Source organism: Methanofollis formosanus (assembly GCF_019633745.1).
In the GTDB taxonomy this organism is placed as follows: Archaea; Halobacteriota; Methanomicrobia; order Methanomicrobiales; family Methanofollaceae; genus Methanofollis; species Methanofollis formosanus.
The window spans coordinates 707,164-727,335 of sequence record NZ_CP037968.1 but is presented as its reverse complement, the minus strand read 5'-3'; the positions used below and the strand labels follow the sequence as shown (position 1 = coordinate 727,335).

At 58.5% G+C, this 20,172-nt stretch carries 7 protein-coding genes; all 7 read left to right on the top strand.

The features are described 5' to 3' along the window. Nucleotides 1–426 precede the first annotated feature (426 nt). On the top strand, nucleotides 427–1,005 hold the full coding sequence (locus E2N92_RS03185) for a hypothetical protein (RefSeq protein ID WP_220682257.1): 579 nt from the start codon (nucleotides 427–429) through the stop codon (nucleotides 1,003–1,005). 484 nt (nucleotides 1,006–1,489) lie between these two features. Next, a complete protein-coding gene (locus E2N92_RS03180; protein WP_220682256.1) occupies nucleotides 1,490–5,362 on the top strand; it encodes a PGF-pre-PGF domain-containing protein in 3,873 nt (1,290 codons plus the stop codon). Nucleotides 5,363–5,554: 192 nt separating this feature from the next. Beyond that, on the top strand, nucleotides 5,555–8,299 hold the full coding sequence (locus E2N92_RS03175; RefSeq protein WP_220682255.1) for a PGF-pre-PGF domain-containing protein: 2,745 nt from the start codon (nucleotides 5,555–5,557) through the stop codon (nucleotides 8,297–8,299). Nucleotides 8,300–8,434: 135 nt separating this feature from the next. Continuing rightward, on the top strand, nucleotides 8,435–10,681 hold the full coding sequence (locus E2N92_RS03170) for a DUF3344 domain-containing protein (RefSeq protein WP_220682254.1): 2,247 nt from the start codon (nucleotides 8,435–8,437) through the stop codon (nucleotides 10,679–10,681). A gap of 241 nt (nucleotides 10,682–10,922) precedes the next feature. After that, nucleotides 10,923–16,301, top strand: a complete 5,379-nt coding sequence (locus E2N92_RS03165; RefSeq protein ID WP_220682253.1) for a PGF-pre-PGF domain-containing protein — start codon at nucleotides 10,923–10,925, stop codon at nucleotides 16,299–16,301. A gap of 59 nt (nucleotides 16,302–16,360) precedes the next feature. Continuing rightward, nucleotides 16,361–17,161, top strand: a complete 801-nt coding sequence (locus E2N92_RS03160) for an argininosuccinate synthase (RefSeq protein ID WP_220682252.1) — start codon at nucleotides 16,361–16,363, stop codon at nucleotides 17,159–17,161. Nucleotides 17,162–17,168: 7 nt separating this feature from the next. Then, entirely contained in the window at nucleotides 17,169–20,171 is a 3,003-nt protein-coding gene (locus E2N92_RS03155) for a PEGA domain-containing protein (protein WP_220682251.1), read from the top strand. Nucleotide 20,172 lies beyond the last annotated feature (1 nt).

Sequence of the window (20,172 nt, the reverse complement as noted above, 5' to 3'; positions counted from 1 at the left end):
AGGCAGAAATCGGGTGAATAGCCCTGGTTTCATACATGAGGACCCTTGCACTGCATCATCGTCCTGGCCAGTCTCAAGGTTTAAGACCCTCCATTATCTGCCCCTGGGGGCATCCCCTGTCCTTACCCTCCGGAAAAAAGGACTCTTCTGCACGCACGCACCGGGGCGGTTCCCGAAGACGGGAACCCCTGGGTGATGGAAATTGATTTTTATGGTCTTATGTCTGATTTTTTGTGATATAGGGCGATATTATAGATTCATTTAGGAAATTATATGTGTCACTGTGGATCTATCAATATGTTGCAGTTGATTGATCCGCTCTATCAACCAACTGAATTTAACTCTGGCACTTGTTGGAGTACATGAAACCACCTGAAATGTCGTTTCATGAGTGGTTCTACAGACAGGAGCAAACAGGTGAGAAACATGAAACAAAATTTCCTTTACAACTCTTCTCCATGGGCGATCGCAACGGCGCTCCTGCTCATGGTCGCACTCTGCGTCATCCCGGTCTCGGCGGCTGACTGGCCGGTCAACCTCTGCCGGTTGAATGACGACAACACATGGACGAACACCACCATCGACAACAGCACTTTCATTGGGCTGACCCAGACCGATCCGGCTACTTTTACCGATCCGAAGAAGAGAGAATGGAGCGGGACAACACTTGAACGGTTGATCGGCTACTTCGATGACGACACAACATCCACCTTTAACGAATTTATTGCTGAGGGCAACTACACCATCAAGGTGGTCGGGAAAAACAAGAATGTCGCGAGAACTTCGACCTTCTACAGTTCCGAGTTACTTGACGCAGAGAATTCAAGTGCGTTTGTCGTCGCCGACAAACTTGACGACGAATACCTCAGTCCAGACGGCTATCCTGACCCCAAGATTACCTGGAGATACTACTACCCCCTGAAGTTGCACGGATATGGGTGTAGTAGCACGGACAGATCGGTCGAGGAGATCACCGATTTCATCATCGATCTTTACAATGTCTGATTGCAGGGACTGGAAAAGGTCCAGATAATTCCCTCTTTTTTGATTGATTGTTATTGAATCAATAAGATTAATTTTACCAGTTTAATATGCTCTGAATTAAAAAAGATACCCTTATATGTTGCAAATTCTAAAAAAGAGTCCATAAAATCTGTTAACCGGTGCCCGGCTGCCGGACATGAACAAGCCGTGAAAATTGTCCTGAAAGGGACGAAAGGTGAAAAAGATGAGAAAACAACGTAATCAAGGATCAATACGGAAGCCATGGGTTATCACGGGCTTCTTTTTTCTCCTGATGATCACATTTATAATCACACCCGGAGCGGCGTCTGATCCACTCCCTGACCAGTACCCCCTCTATTTCCATGTGGCAAATGACAACGGGCCACGCTTTAACGACTATGGAAACGACACCTACTGTGTTGAGTTTGCCGGGGAAGGAGGGCTCAATTCACTCCATATCTCGCCCACACCAGATCTGGCGGGTATGGAGGCAACGACTTCCTTCAGCCAGTCAGGAACATTTTATATTACCAATACGGGAGGGAAGGGCTGTTCCCATAATATCATTCTTATGCTCGCCGTAAACGGCACGATCCCGGAGGACTTCAGGGCTCACATTCAATCCAGCGGGTATGTCTTCCCGCTGTTGGGGAAGACCGACCTCCCTGACGTGCAATCCCAGATTTACTATGACGAAGTACTGAATGAGACCTTCACCAGGGACGACTTCGTCTATGGTCCGCAGATCTGGAAGCCGTACAATGGCCGAGACTGGCCGGCGGGTCAGCCCTATCCGATCTATCATGGCCAGGACATGAGCGATACGGGGGATGCTTTTCAGGTGATGTTCATCGATCTGAATGCCGGCGTGTTGACGGGGGTGAAAGACCTCGGTGCCCTCACCGACGGTGGAGCACTGAAGATCGACTATTCCTTTGAAAATCTTGAATCCACTGCTGCATTTAACATTTACGCGTTGTATAAAACCTCTGAACAACCGACCACGCTCCAGTTTACGAACCGGCTCGACGATACGAGCGCGACCCACCCCAGCGGGTATGTTGTCATGCCCGTGCCCGACGAACCGGCAGAACTGCAGAGTATCGCCGTGTCCCCTTCATCCAACCGCGTCGTGGAAGGGAACACCACAGTATTTGCCGCGAGATGTTCTGACCAGTTTGGCAGAACGATGGACGGGATCCCCGTCGGGTGGCGGAGCGACAACGAGACGGTCGGGACCATCGATCCCGAGACCGGCGTATTTCTGGCCGAAAATCGGGGCACGGCAGTGATCACGGCATCGAGCGGGGGCATCGAGGGTTCGGCAACGGTGACGGTCCTCAGCAGGGAGGAGTATGAGTGGACGATCACCCTCAAAGGGGTTCGCACCGAGATCATGAACAGGACAACCTTCCTCGCACTGGCTGAGAATCATTCCGTGACGTACACCGACCGGAAGGGACGTGAATGGAATGGATTGCCCCTCTCAGTATTGGTCGGGCGCGTGGATGACTCCCACCCCGAAAGCGTGAACCAGAAACTTGCGGCATACGACTACCGCATCACCGTGAACGGAACCGTCGGCAATGGTCCGAAGGTATCTGAATTCAAGAGTGTCGCGATTACCGGCGCAGAGACGGATGCCTATATCGTTGCCAACCGTCTTGGCGGCGAGGAGATCCCGGTCGGGGACGCCGGTGGGAAGGTATACTGGCCGCTTACCATGCGGGGCTCCGCGATCACCGGAACCGGTGACATCGTGGACCAGATCACCGGCATCGAACTGACACTCCCGACCGAGAAACTTGTCTACTATGTCGATGATTCCGGAGGCGCCGACTACACTACCATCCGGGATGCTGTGGATGCGGCAAAGCCCGGCGACACGATCATCGTGAAGGACGGGACGTACTATGAAAGTGTCACGATTGACAAGTCGCTGACCCTCATTTCGGAGAATGGTCCAGAATCTACAATCATCCAACGGCCGCCGGACGAACCAGAATCCAGAATACTTGTTGGTCTGAAGATCGTTGCAGGCGGTGTGGAGATCAGGGGTTTTTCAGTCACCGGTTTCACCTATCAGCTGGGAACAGCGACCGAGAGCGGCATATTGTGTGCACCGGACTGTGTCGTATCCGACTGTATCGTGGAGAACTGCTACGATGGAATCGACGGGGACGCGACCGACGGTGTCGTCAGGGACAATGTCGTCAATAATTGCAGTAGATCCAGCGGAATCCATATCTCAGGGGAGCGGGTTCTCGTCACCAACAACAATATCTCGCAGTGTTATAACGCCATAATAGCGTTTGTTATTGACAGCACGATCTCCGGGAACTGTGGAACAGACAACAAAAAAATATCGATCTCTCTCAAAGATTCGAAGGGAAGCATCGTTTCAGAGAATAATTTTACCGAGGTGTTTTGTAGCAATGGTATTGCAATCCAAAAAAGCAGTGATATCGCCGTGAGAGACAATTCTCTCTGTGATTTCACTTACAGTTTCGGAATACCATTAGTTATCAGAGAGTCAAAAAATATTACCTTAGAAAATAATTTCCTCTCTAATATAGGGCATAGTGCCATTAGTATAACGAGATCGCTCAATGTAAGCGTTACAAACAACTCCATTAAAGATAGCGGGAAGTACGATCTATACATCGGGTACGAAAGTAATCCCATCATCACCGGAAATACGATCGATTCGAATAATACTGCATTGATGTACCTGAATAAAAATACCGAGCCGGTAATTCTGTACCTCAATACCATGCTGAACCACACGGTGGGCATATCCTTAAGGAGATCGTCCGCAGGTACCTGGAACTCCACCGAACCCATAACCTATGTCTATGACGGCAACACTTACACCGGCTACGTCGGCAATTACTGGGACACCTACACTGGCGTCGACAGGAATGGCGACGGTATTGGCGACACGCCGTTCAATCTGACGGACGACAACATCGACTTCTACCCCCTCATGCAACCGATCGAGCGCTATCGGGTTGCGGTCGCCTCGCCGGACGGCGAGTCGTTCCAGAAGAATGCCCTTGATATCCCCGGCTGTGAGGTCGTCCCCCGTGGTGGCGGGATGCAGGCGGTCTCTATCAATACTTCTGCAGTCAACGCCACCGTCTCCGAAAACGGCACGAGAGTCAGGGTCACACGGAGCACCTTTGACCTGATCATGAACGGCAATCTCACGGTCGAGGGTGACACCATCAACGGTACCGTCACCGGGATCGGACTCGAATCAAAGCCGGTCGCCACCAGGTTCGATACTCTCGGCCTGGTCACCACAACCCTTGCGGCGAACCTCACCGGCCTCCCCGCGGGCGCCGCCCTGGAGACCACCGTCTCCCAGAACGTCTCAGCCGACGCGCGGAGCGCCTTCCAGATCGCGGCCACCGCCGACGGGTTGAACCTCGACGCGGTTGCCTACACGATGAACATCAAGAAGACCAACCTCGCGAACGGTCAGGACATCGCCGACGCCACGATCACCATGACCGTGAGCCCGGCGTGGGTCGATGCGCACGGCGGCGTCGACGCGGTGCGGATCATCAGGTCCGCGGAGGACGGCACCAAGGAAGTCCTGGAGACGGTCCTCATCGGCACCGACGCCGACGGCAACATGGTCTTCGAGGCCTTCTCGCCGAAGGGCCTCTCGGTCTTCGGTCTGACCGCGGTCACGAAGGCCGCAGAACCGCCGGCGACCTCTTCCTCCTCCGGCGGAAGCGGGAGTTCCGACGTCGCCGCGATCTCGGGTTCCATCCCTGCCGGGGAGTCGCAGACCTTTGCGGTGAGCAAGACAGCGGTCCGCAGGATCACCGTCGAGGCAGACGACCGGATCGGCGACCTCCTGGTGACGGTGCAGAAGGCCTCTCTCTCGAAGAACATGGACGCCCCCGGGCCGACGACCTTCGAGATCGTCGAGACCACTCTCTACCGGGCCGACCCCTCCACGATCGCCGGGGTGACCATTGAGTTCTCGGTGCCCTCCACCTGGCTCAAGGCGCACGGCCTCTCCACCGACAAGATCGTCCTCCTCCAGTACGAGGACGGAGCCTGGAAACCGCTCAAGACCGCGTTCGTGAAGGAAGAGAACGGCCAGGCCCTGTACTCGGCCGAGGCCTCCGGGTTCTCGTACTTCGCAATCGCGAGCGGTGAGGCGGCCTCTGCCGCCGGACAGGTCGGTGAGACGGAGACGCCTGCCCCGGCCGTGACCGATGCGCCGGCCGTCGAGGAGACGACTGTGCCGGCGACCACCGCGCCGACGCAGAAGTCGCCGGTCTTCTGGGCTTTATCTCTCGTTGCGATTGGAGTTGTTTTCATCCTGAAAAGGGGATGAAGACCTCAATCTCTCTGTTTTTAAATTAGTTAATTTAATCCATTTAATTTTTGATTCTAAATGGCAAAGATTAATCAATCGCGTATTGAACTATTTTTAGGGCTTATTTTGTCTCATGTTGACAATATATTGCCTTTTTTATGATATTGTCCATTATACGGGGTGATTTACGTGATTGACCAACGAAAACACATGAGGTCACTGGGAACGCTCATCGCTGCAGCGATGTTCCTCCTCCTGATGACTCTTGCGATCACACCGGCAACGGCCGAACCGCTACCAGAACCCAACCACATCTTCATCAATGTGGCGAACGACGCGGGCGTGAAGTACGACCTTGATGGTGCGGTCTTCGGCACCGAAGGGAACAATGACACCTACTACATCAAGGCAGATGGCGGAGGACTGAACGAACTCTGTCTCACCGCTGACCCTGCTACGCCAACCGGACAGATCACCGTATCTGATCAACAGTCAGGTACCTTTTATGTTGGATCTGTCGGTGGGAAGGGCTATTTTGATGACGTCATCATGGCGGTCGCCGTCAACGGCACGATCCCTGACGACTTCGCCGTTCATATCAAGTCGAGCGGCTACACCTGGACTCCATCAGATAGTCCTTCCAATTACACCTATGTCACGGATGTCGTGGACGAGGTCTTCACCAAGGAGGACTTCATCTATGGGCCCCAGGTCCAGAGACCGTGTCCTCCCCGGAAAGGGATCCAGCCGTTTGTCTACGGACAGAACCAGAGTGATACGGCGAACACCTTCCAGTTTATGTTCGTCGATCTCTATGCAGGAAACCTCCTTGACGGTGCCTATTCAGGCCTCGATGACGAGGGGAAAGGTGCGGTGAAGGTCGAATACACCTTTGAAAACCTTGAGACCACGGCAGCCTTCAATGTCTATGGCTGGTGCCTTTACGCAGGCCAGGGTCAGGGGATATCATGGACGAACGACCTCATTGATCAAGCCAGAGGCGGTTCCAACGGCTACTCTGTCATCGGCATCCCGCCGGTCCTCACGTCGATTTCCGTCTCCCCGGAGACCGCGGAAGTGGCGCAGTGGGACGGCGTGCAGTTCACCGCGACCGCCCTTGAGCAGAGAGGACGGGAGATGAAGAATGTCACCTTTGCCTGGTCGAGTTCTGACGAGACGGTCGGTACCGTGAATGAAGACGGCTACTTCATGGCCCTCTCCCCGGGCACCACCGAGATCACCGCCGCGAACGGTACGGTCAGCGGGACCGCCTCCGTAACAGTGACGGCCCCCTCTGTTCCCGCGATGGCCCCGATGTCGCAGAACCGCCACATCTTCATCGACGTGGCAAATGACGCCGGCGTGAAGTACAACCTCGACGGCGCTGTCTACGGCGTCTGGAACAACAACACTTATTACATGAAGGCCGACGGCGGGGGCTTAAACGCACTCCATATCACTGCGGACCCTGCAACGCCCACAGGTCAGGTCACGACAAGCGGCAACCAGTCCGGCACCTTTTATGTCTCCGACACCGGCGGCAGGGGTTTTAACGATGACATGGTTCTTCTTCTTGCGGTGAACGGGAGCGTGCCCGACGACTTTGCCGTCCACATCAAATCGAGCGGGTACACCTGGACCCCAAACCCGGTCAGAAACCAACCCCCGACCAACTACACCTATGTGGAAGGTCTGGTAGACGAGACCTTCACGAAGGAGGACTTTATATACGGTCCGCAGACATGGAAGCCCGGGCCCGGTGCAATCGGACCGGTCGGCCTTCCCCTTTATGAGGGTCAGGATGTGGGTGATGCGGGGAACACCTTCAGCCTCATGTTCATCGACCTCAATGCCGGAACCCTGAAAGACGGCAGGTTTGCCGGACTCGACGACGACGGTCGGGGTGCGGTGAAGGTGGAGTACTCCTTCGAGAACCTGGAGACCTTCGCCGCCTTCAACGGGTATGGCTGGTGCCTTGCCGCCAACCAGGGCCAGGGGATCTCCTGGACAAACCAGGTCGCCGGAATCGGTGCAAGCGGCTATTCGGTCGTCGGCATCCCCAGATTCCTCACCTCGATCGCCCTCGAACCTGCCGGAGCAACGGTCCAGGCCAGGAGCGGAGTACAACTTACCGCACATGCCATCGACCAGAACGGCAACGAGATGCCGGCCCCGCTCCTTGCGTGGTCGAGCAGCGATGAAGCCGTCGGCACGGTTGACGCACACGGCTACTTCTCTGCCCTCTCAGCAGGCACGACGACGGTCACCGCCGCGAACGGCACCGTCAACGGGACCGCCACGCTGCGTGTTGTTCCTCTTCCGGATTCAGGAGACGACGACTGGGCACTTCCATCTGCAACGAAGGGTCTGGACGCCGGTGCGTCCAGGACCCTGACCTACCACTCGGGACCGATCTCGACCGTGATCGTGACCGTGGCGAAGAAGACCGACGATCTGAAGGTCACGATCCGCCCGGTCGACACCCTCCCGGTCGAAGGACCGTCCGGAGTGGTCTACCGCGCCCTTGAGGCCGACCTCTCCCATGCCGACGACTCCTCGATCAAGGAAGCGGTCTTTACGTTCTCGGTCCCTCTCTCCTGGCTCAAGGAGCAGGAACTGACGACGCAGGATGTCGCACTGATGCGCTACCACGACGGTCGGTGGACGGCTCTTCCGACGGAGTTTGTGGAAGAAACCGATGCAGAAGCCCATTACCGGGCAGTATCGCCGGGTTTCTCGTACTTCGCCATCACCGCGATGAAGGGTGGGGCGTCGGTGCAGACTGATGCAGGCTCTGCCACGACGGAGACCCCGGCACCGGCCGTGACCGATGCACCGGCAACGGTCGAGGAGACAACCGCACCCGCGACCACCGCGCCGACGCAGAAGTCGCCGGTCCCCTGGTTCCTCTCCATCGCCGCGATCGGTGCCCTCTTCCTCCTGAAGAGGGACTAATCTTCTCTTTTTTTTGTGCGCCCCAATGCAGTTAACCAGATCTCATGAACTTCTCTCAAAAAACAAATTTCATCTGTCGAGAAGAAAATACAGGAGCATATCCTGAACCCTCTTTCAACCAATGGTGGGAATACGATGAATGATATCGGAAAAAAAATGGGAAGATCCCTTCTTGCACTGGCGTTCCTCCTGCTCACCGTCTGTGTCGTCCCGGTCGTGGCCGACGACGTGGGCGGGATCACGATGCCCGGCACCAGCAATTTCGACCTCCAGCTCTCCGACGGGCTGACCAAGTTCTTCAAGTTCGAAGGCGGCGGGCTCAACGCCCTCCACATCAGCACCGACCCGGAGAGCGAACCGTACGGACAGGTGACGACCACCGAGGAACAGTCGGGTGTCTTCTATCTCACCAACACCGGTGGGAGAGGGTTCACCGACGACATGATCCTGATGGTCGCGGTCAACGGCACCATCCCCGACGACTTCGCCCTCCACATCAGGGCGAGCGGCTACCAGTGGACCCCGACGCCGGTGGTGAACACGCCTCCCGCCGCCGACGAGGTCGAGTATGTCGACGGCACGTATGAGGGGACGATCACGAAGGACGACTTTGTGTACAGCCCGCAGACCTGGAAACCCGCCGGGAACAATCAGCCCGGGGCATATCCGATCTATTACGGCCAGGACGTCTCCGACGGTTCGAACCCCTTCCACACCGTCTATATCGATCTCCATGCCGGAACCCTCGGTGAGAACGCTCTGATCGCGGACATGATCGATAACGGCGCCGTCAAGATCGAGTACGAGTTCGAGAATCTGCCCACCTATGCCGCCTTCAACTCCTATGGCTGGTGCAACCAGTCCAACCAGGGCCTGGGCATCTCCTGGACCAACCGCGTCTCAGGGGCCGGGAGCAGCGGGTTTTCGGTCGTCGGGACGGCGCCTTCCGGCGGGGGCGATGTCTCGCCCGACGGCGGGAGTGACGGGACGTCGGACGCTTCGGGTCTCTCCGGAAACGAGATGGAAGCTCCCGCCGGCGAGTGTCTGCACGGCTCGGTCTCGCTCCTCCCGGTCGCCGGGAGCAGTGGAACCTTGAAGGCAGGCGAGCGCGCGAGCCTCACCCTCAATCCGGGGAACGGGACCGGGACGATCAAGACCGCGGTCTTCTATCTCTTCGTGAGCGATGCAAAGAAAGGAGATGACGGGGCCGGGACCGACCCGCACCTGACTGTCCAGATCGACGGGAAGACGGTCGAGCCCGATGAGACCTTCACCGACCGGGCAGGGAAGAAGGACGCACCGGTGGCGGCGACCTCTGTCTTCAAGCTTGACGGGATCAGGTCGGGCGACACGTTTGTCACCGTCGAGAACACCGGGAGCGGTGATGAAGTCTGCACCCTCGACGGCGGGGTGCTCCTGGTGGTGCGTGAAGACCCGGCCCTCCCCGAGGTCGTCTGGCAGGTCGTGGCCGGGTGCGATGCCGTCGCCATCGACGAGGAAGACGGAGTCTTCGAGGACGACGCCGTGAGTCGGGCCCTCTTCGACGATGCCCTCGACCTCGACCAGACGGCCGCCGCCCGTCTCCTGATAGCAGGCACCGGGTCGACCGGGACCGTCGGGTTCAATGACCGCGAGTGGACCGACGCCCTGAAGGCCCAGGGTAACGTGGTGACGGCCGATCTCGACGTCCTGCCGGTGCTCTTCCCGCGAGAGAACATCGCCATGATACGGGCGACGAAGGATGCCGCCAGCGGCGGGGTGCTGGAGAGCAGGGTCGCCGTTCTGGTCGCGACCCGCGGCACCCCCCCGAGCGGTGGGGATGCCGGTTCCGCATCATCGACCGCACCGATGACCAGGGCCTTCATCACCGACAATGCAGTCGTCAAGAAGGTCTCGGTGACTCTCCCTGAGCAGCGCGCTCCCTTCCATGTCGAGGTACATGACCGGGAGAGCGCCGGCGCGGTGCAGGCCCCTGACGCCCCGGTCTACCGCTACCTGGAGGTCGGCCTGCATGGCGCACGGGCCGACCCGACGTCGGTCACGGTCACCTTCCGGGTCCCCCTCTCCTGGATGGAGGAGCAGAACCTTGAACCCGGCGACGTCGCGTTGATGCGCCATGCCGGCACCGCCTGGACGCCGCTCGCCACCGATGCGGGTGCCGTGAGGGACGGGTACCAGGAGTTCTCGGCATCGTCGGATGATCTCTCCCTCTTCGCCGTCGCCGGGGTGCCGGGCGATGAGGTGCAGGTCGCGCAGGAGGGAGCGGCATCTGGTCTGTCTGGAGACGACGTGCCCACCACTCCTTCGCAGCAATCCTCGCCCGTATGGGCTGGATCTCTCGTTGCGATCGGTGCGGTAGTACTGATCAGACAAAAGGTATGATATTTGATTGTATTTTGGGTATAAATTCTTTTTTTTTGATTAAATTGGCAGTATGTGATATTATTTTTGAAATTGGCTGTATTCCTGGATTTTCAAACGCCTCCGTTAATGAGGTTAAATTAACTCTTTAAATCGAGTAATCCTTTTTATGTCTCCGCGGGGAGATTTATTACGTTTACCTTTTGAAAGGTGGCCCCCCTCTGGATAACGAGGTGAGTATGTGAAGATGAAGGAACGATTTATGATTCTGGCACTTCTGGTCTTTGCAGTTGCAGGGATGCTCGTCGCACCCGTGGCTGCAGCAACGACCGAAGTGACTATTACCAAACTGGCCAGTGACGACCAGACCGTCATCGACCAGAGAACCGTATCATGGGAATGGATGAAAGATAATCTCCCGGTCCTCGGGGACGGCGAGACGATCTACTACAACCAGGGCCCCATCTTCGAAGGGGCATGGGATCAAGTCCATCCCGGTGAACCCTATGACGGCTGGAACCCCACCGAGGACGTCAACCTTGAGTACAAGGACCACGGCGAGTTCATGGGCACCGACGTCAAGGATCTCTGTAACCTTGTCGGGGGGGCCGACCCTGACGAGATGGTCGAGATCAAAGCATCTGACGGGTTCCGCAAAAAGCTGCCGGCAGAGTACATCTACACCCCCAACCCCAGGCAGGGGCCGATGGTGGTCGCCTGGTACCATGGCAAGGACATCGGCTACGTGAATGAAAGTTTCAATGAGGGGATGCGTCTCTACTTCTTCGCCGAGACAACGAACGAGGCCGGGATGCATGTCTGGGGCAACTGGGACATGCACGAGTCCTGGGACAAGGATTACTGGTATTACTACAGTGGCAAGTACCCTTCTGCAAGCGGCAACTCGGTCAAGATGATCAACAGGACCATCATCCACAGCAACGACCCCGTGCCGCCGGACTGGTCCATTTTCCTGAACGGTTCGACGAACCGCACGCTCACCAGGAGTGAGTTCGTCGCCCTTGCCGCAGACAACTACGCTTCCTTCGAGCACAACCAGTACGGCCTCCTTGAAGGCGCGAACCTCGCTGCAGTCATCGGCCTGATCGACGACGACGACCCCACGACCGTGAACGAGACCCTCGCCGCGGAGAACTACACCATCAAGGTCTACGGCAAGAAGAAGAGTGCTGATTATGTCTCCACCTTCTACTCCACCGAAGTGACGGCCGGCGAGAAGACCTATGTCCTCGGGAACAGATTCGACGACATCGAACTGAACCTGACCCCGATTAATGATCACGTCTTCTTCCCCCTCTACCTGCAGGGGACCGGTGTCGACGGCACCCAGCGGGCCCTTGAAGGGATCTCGAAGATCGAACTCGGCCCGCCTGAAGAGAGGACCGATGAGATCTTCAACGACGGAGTCACCCTGACTGAAGGTACCTTCAACCTGGACGTTTCCGGCGAAGCCTACCCGGTGAACACGCTCACGCCATTCGGTGCACTTGACGCCGCGGCCACGAAAGGCGGGTTTACCTATGTCGTGAACAACAACCAGGACAAACTGGTCCTCGATGCCATCGATAAATATCAGTTTGAAAAGAAAGTCCAGGGCTGGGAGTGCTATGTCAACGGCAAGAAACTCGCCTACTGGGGCAATTATGCCGAGGAAGGCTATCCCAACTATCCGCTGAAGGACGGCGACAAGGTCGTCTTCTGCTATGGGCCTGACGGTGTCACTCCTGAGAACGCAGTCGCGGCGGTTCTGATCGATGTCGCGGTGGGAGAAGATCCCTTCGCCGGCAAGACGGTCATCTTCAACGGTGGCGTCACCCTGACCGAGGGCACCTACACGCAGGAGTCCGCAGATCAGACCTATGAGATCGACAACTACACTCCGTTCGGCGCTCTCCACGCGGCTTCGATAGCCGGCAACTTTGACTACCTCACCAATGTCAAGTACGAAAAGATCATCCTTGACGCCATCGCGGATTTCCCGTTCGTGAAGCATGAGGCGGGCTGGGAGTGCTATGTCAACGGCAAGATGCTCGACTACTGGGATAGTTACGAGACCGAAGGCTACCCCAACTACCCGCTCCATGACGGCGACGAAGTGATCTTCTACTACGGCCCCGACGGTTCCCCTGAAGCGGCGACCGCCGTGGTTGCGATCACCGTCAACGGCGGTACCCCCCCGGCGCCTGGCACTGACTGGACCCTCTCCCTGAAGGGCGCCTGCGATGCGACCGTCACAAAGGCCGACTTCGAGAAAGGCATCGCCTGCCTGTCCAGCCACAGGGCAAGCTGGACCGATCCCGATACCGGCGACGTCTGGGCCGGCATGCCCCTCTGGATGCTCGTCGCCATGGTCGACGACGAGGAGAGCGGCAGCCACTACACCTTCAACGACGAACTGGCCGCCGAAGGCTATTCGGTGAAGGTCATCTCGGAGGACGGCTACTCGATCAACATCCCGAGCGCCGATATGGCTCGTAACAGCGGTTTCATCGTTGCGAACACTCTCAACGGCGAACCTCTCCCCGAGACCATCGGCGAGAAGAACAAACCCTGCTGGCCGCTCCAGATCAAGGGCTCCGCCGCCGACGCCGGACAACTGGTCGGCGCTATCGCCACCATCGAACTCGTCGGCCTCCCCGGACCCGACGAGGGCTGGACCCTGAAGGTCTGCGGCGCGGTCAACGACACCGTCACCCAGGCTGAGTTCGAGGAAGTCGGGTGCCATGGCACGGTCGAGTATACCGACAACGAGAACCGCGTCTGGAGCGGCGTACCCCTCTGGCTCCTTGTCGGCGTCTCCGACAATATCGAGAGCAAAGACCACTGGACCTTCGACGACGACCTTGCTGCGACGAACTATACTGTCAGAGTCATCGCATCTGACGGATGGTCGCAGGAATACGGGAGCAAACAGGTCGCTCGCAACAATGGTTACATCCTTGCAAACCTGGTGGACGGCCAGCCGATCCCTGCGGATGACAAGTCATATCCGCTCAAACTCGTCGGTGACGGCGTACCCAAGTCGGTGAAGGCTGTCGCCGAGATCGACCTCGTCGACCTCATCCCCGGCCCGGCGCCGGAAGGTTCCTGGAACCTCGCCCTGAAAGGACCGATCGATTACACCTGTACCCAGGCGTTCTTTGAAGAGGCCGCATCCTGTTCACACCACAAACTGAGCTGGACCAACCAGAAGACCGGCGAGCGCTGGGAAGGTATCGCCCTCTGGGAACTCTGCGGCTGGGTCGACGACCGTGTCCCGCACGGCCAGAACGGCTTCAACGACCTCGTTGCCGATAACGGTTACAAAGTGATCGTCACCGCGAAGGACGGGTACTCCAAGGAGTTCTTGAGCAAGGACATTGCACGGAACAACAACTACATCGTCGCAAACAAACTCAACGGCACCGCTCTCCCGAACGACGGAGATAAGGCGCCCTGGCCCCTGAGGCTCGTCGGTGCCGACGTCGCCGGCAGCAACAGTGTCGGCAGCATCGCTTCCATCGAACTGACCGAGTTCCAGAAACCGGCCGAGGTCCCCGCGGTACGGATTGTCAAGTTCGCTCCCGACGGCGTCACGGTTCTCAACGAGACGACGGTCGACTACCTCTGGATGAAGGACCACCTCGAGGTACATGGAGACGACCAGCTGTACAAGTTCCAGGGCGTCACCTTCGACCCCAACGACCTCTGGAACCCCGAGGAGAACAAGGCCCTCGATCCGCCGAAGATCGAGGATGTCATCAGGGGCACCGCCGTGCGCGACCTCGTCGACCTTGTCGGCGGCATGCCCGAAGGCACTGAGATCTCCTTCATTGCAAAAGACGGCTGGGAGACCAAACTCGGCTGGAAGAACATCTACGACCCCAACCCCAGGCAGGGCGATGCGGTCCTCGTCTGGTGGACCGAGAGGCAGGGCTATGTCCCTGACTATGTCGAGGGCTATCGGCTCTTCTACACCCCTGAAGACCACGTCTTCGGGCAGTGGGACATGCACGAGAGCATGGACGAGGCCTACTGGCACTACTACTCCGCCGACGGCATCCGGTACCCCTCCTGTGGTGGCATCTCGCCGAAGTGGATCAGCGAGATCAGGATCTACTCCGTCGCCGAGGAACCCTGGAACCTGAGCCTTGAAGGTGCGATCACGAGAGACATCAGCAAAGGTTTCTTCGAGAGCGCGCTGACCTGCACCATGGGTGCGAACCACGAGGCCGAGTACGTCGACGCCCAGGGCAACCGCTGGAGCGGCATGCCGCTGTACTTCCTCTGCGGCTGGGTAGACGATGCAAATGAACATTCTGGAAAGGCCTTCGACCGTGAACTCGCCCTGAAAGGATATACCATCGACATCGTCGGCCGCGACGGTTCGGTCGAAACACTTTCAAGCCGCGATATCATCGACAGCAGGGACTACATCATCGCAAATACCCTGAATGACAAAGTCCTGAACGAGAAGGGAGTCCAGTGGCCGCTGGTCCTTGTCGGTGCCAACGTAACCTCTGAGATGCAGATCGGCGGCGTCGAGCGGATCAGGCTCAACCTCGATACCGAGTTCACCGATCTCGGCCCGGTCAAGAAGGGCGAAGCCGTCAACGTGACCGTTAAAAATTCCCCGGTCTCCCGGATCAACGTCACCGTAGGGAAAGATGTCCCTGACCTTGTTCTTTCGGTCGGGAGCGCCGATCTTCCGCCTGAAGTGAAGGCGCCGGTGAAGGCGCTCTATCAGGCCATGCAGATCTCGGCCTTCGGTACAGCTTCCGACGACATCGATGGTGCCGAGATTCGGTTCTCAGTCCCGCTGACCTGGCTCTCCGCTCAGGGACTCGCCCCGGCCGACGTAGTACTCTACCGGTACCATGGCGACGCCTGGCAGCAACTCCCCACCACCCACCTGGAGAACCGCGATGGCGCTGCGTATTACACGGCGACCACGCCGGGCTTCTCGTACTTCGCGGTCGGCGGCACGGCGGCACCCGCGCCGAAGTCGGCCTCAGGTTCGTCCGGCAGTTCTTCTGCAGTCTCCGCCTTTGCCGGTTCTCTCCAGACCGGTGAGAAGAAGACCTTCCTGGTAGGCGAGACCGCGATCTCGAAGATCACGGTCGGTGCCTGCGAACCGGTCTCCGAACTTCTGGTCACGGTGAAGAAGGCCTCGCTCCCGGGTGACGTCAAGACCCCCGAGGGTCAGGTCTATGAATTCGAGGAGATCACCCTGTACCGCGCCGACCCGGCCTCTTTCGATGGGATCACCCTCGAGTTTGCCGTGCCTTCGGCCTGGCTTGCGAGCCAGGGTGTCGGCACAGGCGACATCGCCATGCTGCGGTACGTCGACGGTGCCTGGAAACACCTTGAGACCGAGTTCCTCGGCGAAGAAGGTGGAGAGGCAGTCTACCGTGCTGAATCTCCGGGCTTCTCGTACTTCGCCATCGCCACCGTGAAGGGCGGGGCCGCCGAACCTGAGGTGACCCACCCGTCGGTCGAGGCGCCGGCCGAGACCCCGACCGGGCCTGCGACCCAGACGACCGAGACGACGGTGCCGGCCACCACCCCGACGAAGACCCCGGTCTTCTGGGGCCTGCCGCTCATCGCGCTCGGTGCGCTCCTGGTTCTCAGGAAGAAATAAACCCATTTTTTTTATGTAAGAAAAATTTTAATGGAATATTTATGGAGTTGAATCGCAAAATGAGAGATCATGGCGTATTGAAGGCCGTCGGGCTGGTGCTTGCCCTGCTGGTTTTCATGATCCCGGCGGCCGCGGCGACGACCGAGGTGCATGTCGTCAAGTACGCCCCCGACGGGAAAACGGTCCTGGATGAGCGTACGGTCGACTACATCTGGATGGAGAAGAACCTTCCCGTTCTCGGGGACGGCGTGACCCATTATTATCACCAGGGTCCGACCTTCAACGAGTCCGACAAATGGGATCCCGCCGAATACCAGAATGTCGACACGAGAGACTACGGTGCGGTCAAAGGGACCGCGGTCAGCGCTCTCTGCGACCTGGTGGGCGGCATGGCCCCCGGCGATATCCTGAAGGTCAAGGCCGAGGACGGGTTCTACAAGAAGTTCTCCTATGAGTCGGTCTATGAAGAGAACCCGCAGAAAGGCACGATGGGACTTGCCTGGTACGTCGGCGAGGACTCTCTCACCGGCGACCCGCAGGGTTCGGGCTATGTCCCTGACTACTATGACGGGATGCGCCTGATCTTCTTTGCCGACACCTCCACAAATCCCTGGGGCTGGCACGTCTTCGGGGACAACGACATGAAAGAGACGCTTCCTGAGGATGAATGGCATTTCTTCAGCGGGGACTGGCCCTCGACGAGCGGGCTTTCGGTCAAGCAGGTAGGTGAACTTGCGATCACGGCACACGACACCGGAAGCGATGCCGGCAGTGTCCCGACGACGACGGCCGCCCGGTCGCCTCTCGGTCCGCTGGCCGGTCTTCTTGCCCTCTGTGCCGTCGCTGTCCTGAGGAGATGAACCGACCATGAAGGGAATGCACAGAGCGGCGACCAGAATCCTGGTCGTCACCGCACTCTTTCTCCTTCTGGCACCATTGATCACCGTTCCGGTCTCGGCGGCGACGACCGAAGTGACCATCACCAAACTGGCAAACGACGACGAAACGGTCCTCGACCAGAAGACCGTCACCTGGGAATGGATGAGAGATAATCTTCCCGTCAAGGGAGACGGCGAGACGATGTACTATACCCAGGGCCCGATCTTCGAGGGAGCATGGGAAGATGTCCATCCTGGCGAACCCTATGACGCCTGGAACCCGACCGAGGATGTCAATCTTGAGTACAAAGATCATGGCGAGTTCATGGGCACCGACGTCATGGACCTCTGCGACCTCGTCGGCGGGGCCGATCCCGAAGAAGACACGATCACCATAAAAGCGAAAGACGGTCTGAAGAAAACCTGGCCTGCCGATTATGTCTATAACCCCAATCCCAGGCAGGGACCGATGGTGATCGCCTGGTATCATGGCAAGGACATCGGGACTGTCGGTGAAGATTTCAGGCAGGGTATGCGTCTTTATTTCCTGGGCGAAACGACGAACGAGGCGGGAATGCATGTCTGGGGCAACTGGGACATGCACGAGTCATGGGACGAGGAGTACTGGTATTACTACCAGGGAACCTATCCATCGGCAAGCGGCGTCTCGGTCCAGATGGTCTCTGACATCATCATCCACAGCGAGATCGACCCCGACCAGGGGGGCTCTTCCTCTGGCGACGGCGGGTCTTCCAGGCCCCGCGGCCTTGAGGGCGCGGAACTCACCCGGACCCTTCATGGGACGGTGAACGGATCGGTCGCTCTTATCCGGACCGCCGGCGAGACACAGACGATCGAGGCCGGAGAGACCGCCCGCTTCTCGCTCAACACCACCGGGCTTGAGAATGTCGAGACCGCTCGCCTGTACCTTTTCGGCACGAACAACACCGCAAAGGGCGATGCGAAACGGGAAGACATCTCTGCTCATCTCGATTCGCAGCGGCTCAGCCTTACGAACTATTATGCCGACCGCGGCCCGAACGGTGACAGTCCGGCCGTCGAAACCTGGTGTTACGACCTTCCGGCCACCCTTCCTCGCGGCATTCGCTCTTTAGAGGTGAAATCCGACGGCCCGGCAGAGACCTCACTCACCCTGTACGGCGGAGTGCTCTTTGCGGTCGTCAGGGACGATCATCGAGGCATCTCGTACTGGGTGGCCGAGGGTGCGGACGCCGTCGAGGCCGATCCCTCTGCCGGTGTCGATGAAGAGGCCGCCACCAGCAAGGCCTGGTTCCCTGACGAGATCCCGCGAGACGGAGCGATCGATGCCAGGGTCTTCTCGGTCGCGACTGGTGCATCCGGGAACGACACCTCCACCAACTGCCTCACATTCCAGGACGGGGAGTGGATGAACCTCCTCGATGCCGGCGAGGAGAATATTTCGATCGGCGAGGCCGAGGTGACCTCGTACCTCAAGTCGAGCGACAACACGCTTGCGGTTTTCAGCGTCTCGTATGACGAGCGTGGGGATTATCTGGAGAACCGTCTCGCCGTCCTGGTCGTCGGCACCCGCGAGGAGGAACCGACCCCCGAACCGCCGACCGTCCAGACGACGGCGCCGCCGACCGTCCAGACCACCTCGTCTCCGCCGCCCACCACCATCCAGGACAGGGAGGTCGAGGTCGAGACCGCAGAGGAGGAAGGCTTCTGGTCGGGCTTTTTTGGCTGGCTGCACAATCTCCCGCTCGTCGGGGCCCTCTTCCCGGCACCGACAGCGGTGACCGCACCGCCTGAACCCACGCCGACGCCTGCCATCGAACCGGTCTCCACACCTGCACCCTCCCTGCCGGCGAGCGCACCCCTCAACATCATCACCTACCCGGCCGGGGCGCAGGTCGTCCTTGACGGCGAGTACCTCGGGATGATCACGCCGGCCAGGTTTGAGGGCCTCTCTACCGGTACTCACTCTCTGGAACTGGCCCTTGAGGGCTACCGTCCCTACGAGACCACCTTCGACCTCACCGGCGAAACCGACGTGACGGTCGCCCTCGAATCGGCCAGCCCGAACATCAACGTCGACCCGGCCTGTCTGGACCGCCTCGCCGCTCAGGGGACCGACCTGCGTTCAGGCGGGGTCTATGTGGACGCCACCGACGAGGGGGCGACGATCTATATCGACAGCAAGAAGATCGAGGGGACGACCCCCCAGGTGGTCAACGGCCTCAAAGAAGGGCGGCACAAGGTGAAAGTCAAAAAAGGCAAGGCCGAGTATCGGGTCGACACCCGTGAGGTCTGGGTGATCCCCGGCACGATCGTCCCGGTCTATTTCGACCGCTACGAACAGTCGATGACGCGGACGGTCACCCTGGATGCCCCGGCCTTCAAGGGGGAGTACTGTGCGGTCAACGGCCACCCCACCGGCAAGAAGATGCCGGCAAAGGTGAAGGTTCCGGTCCTCAACGCCTTTGCTTCAGTCTTCCATGACGGCGCCTACCTCTCGGTCCCGATCCCGACATATGCCGGAGACGGCGAGACGGTACTTCTCAAAGAGATGCCAGGCCTCACTACCCTCATGGTCGATTCAAAACCGGCTGGCGCCGAGATCTTCATCGACGGCTTCGACACCGGGCATGCGACCCCGTACCTCATAGAAAATGTCTCGTACGGCCGCCATGGCGTGATGGTCACGAAGCCCGGGTACCTCCCGAAGGAGGACGAGGTTCTCATCCCGAAAGGGACCGACGATCGTTCTGTCACATTCAATCTGGAGACCTATGCCCACGGTGCCCTGTATGTGAACAGCACATCGGCAGGGGCGAAGATCTACCTCTACGGACTGAACACCGGCGAAGTCACGCCGCATCTCTTCACCGGCATGGACCTCGGGAAGTACACGGTCAAGGTGGTCGGGCGCTCCGACTCCGATACCGTCGAAGACGTGATGGTCGTCCCTGACCGGATGGCCACCTGCGAGGTCAGGTTGAAGGAATGAT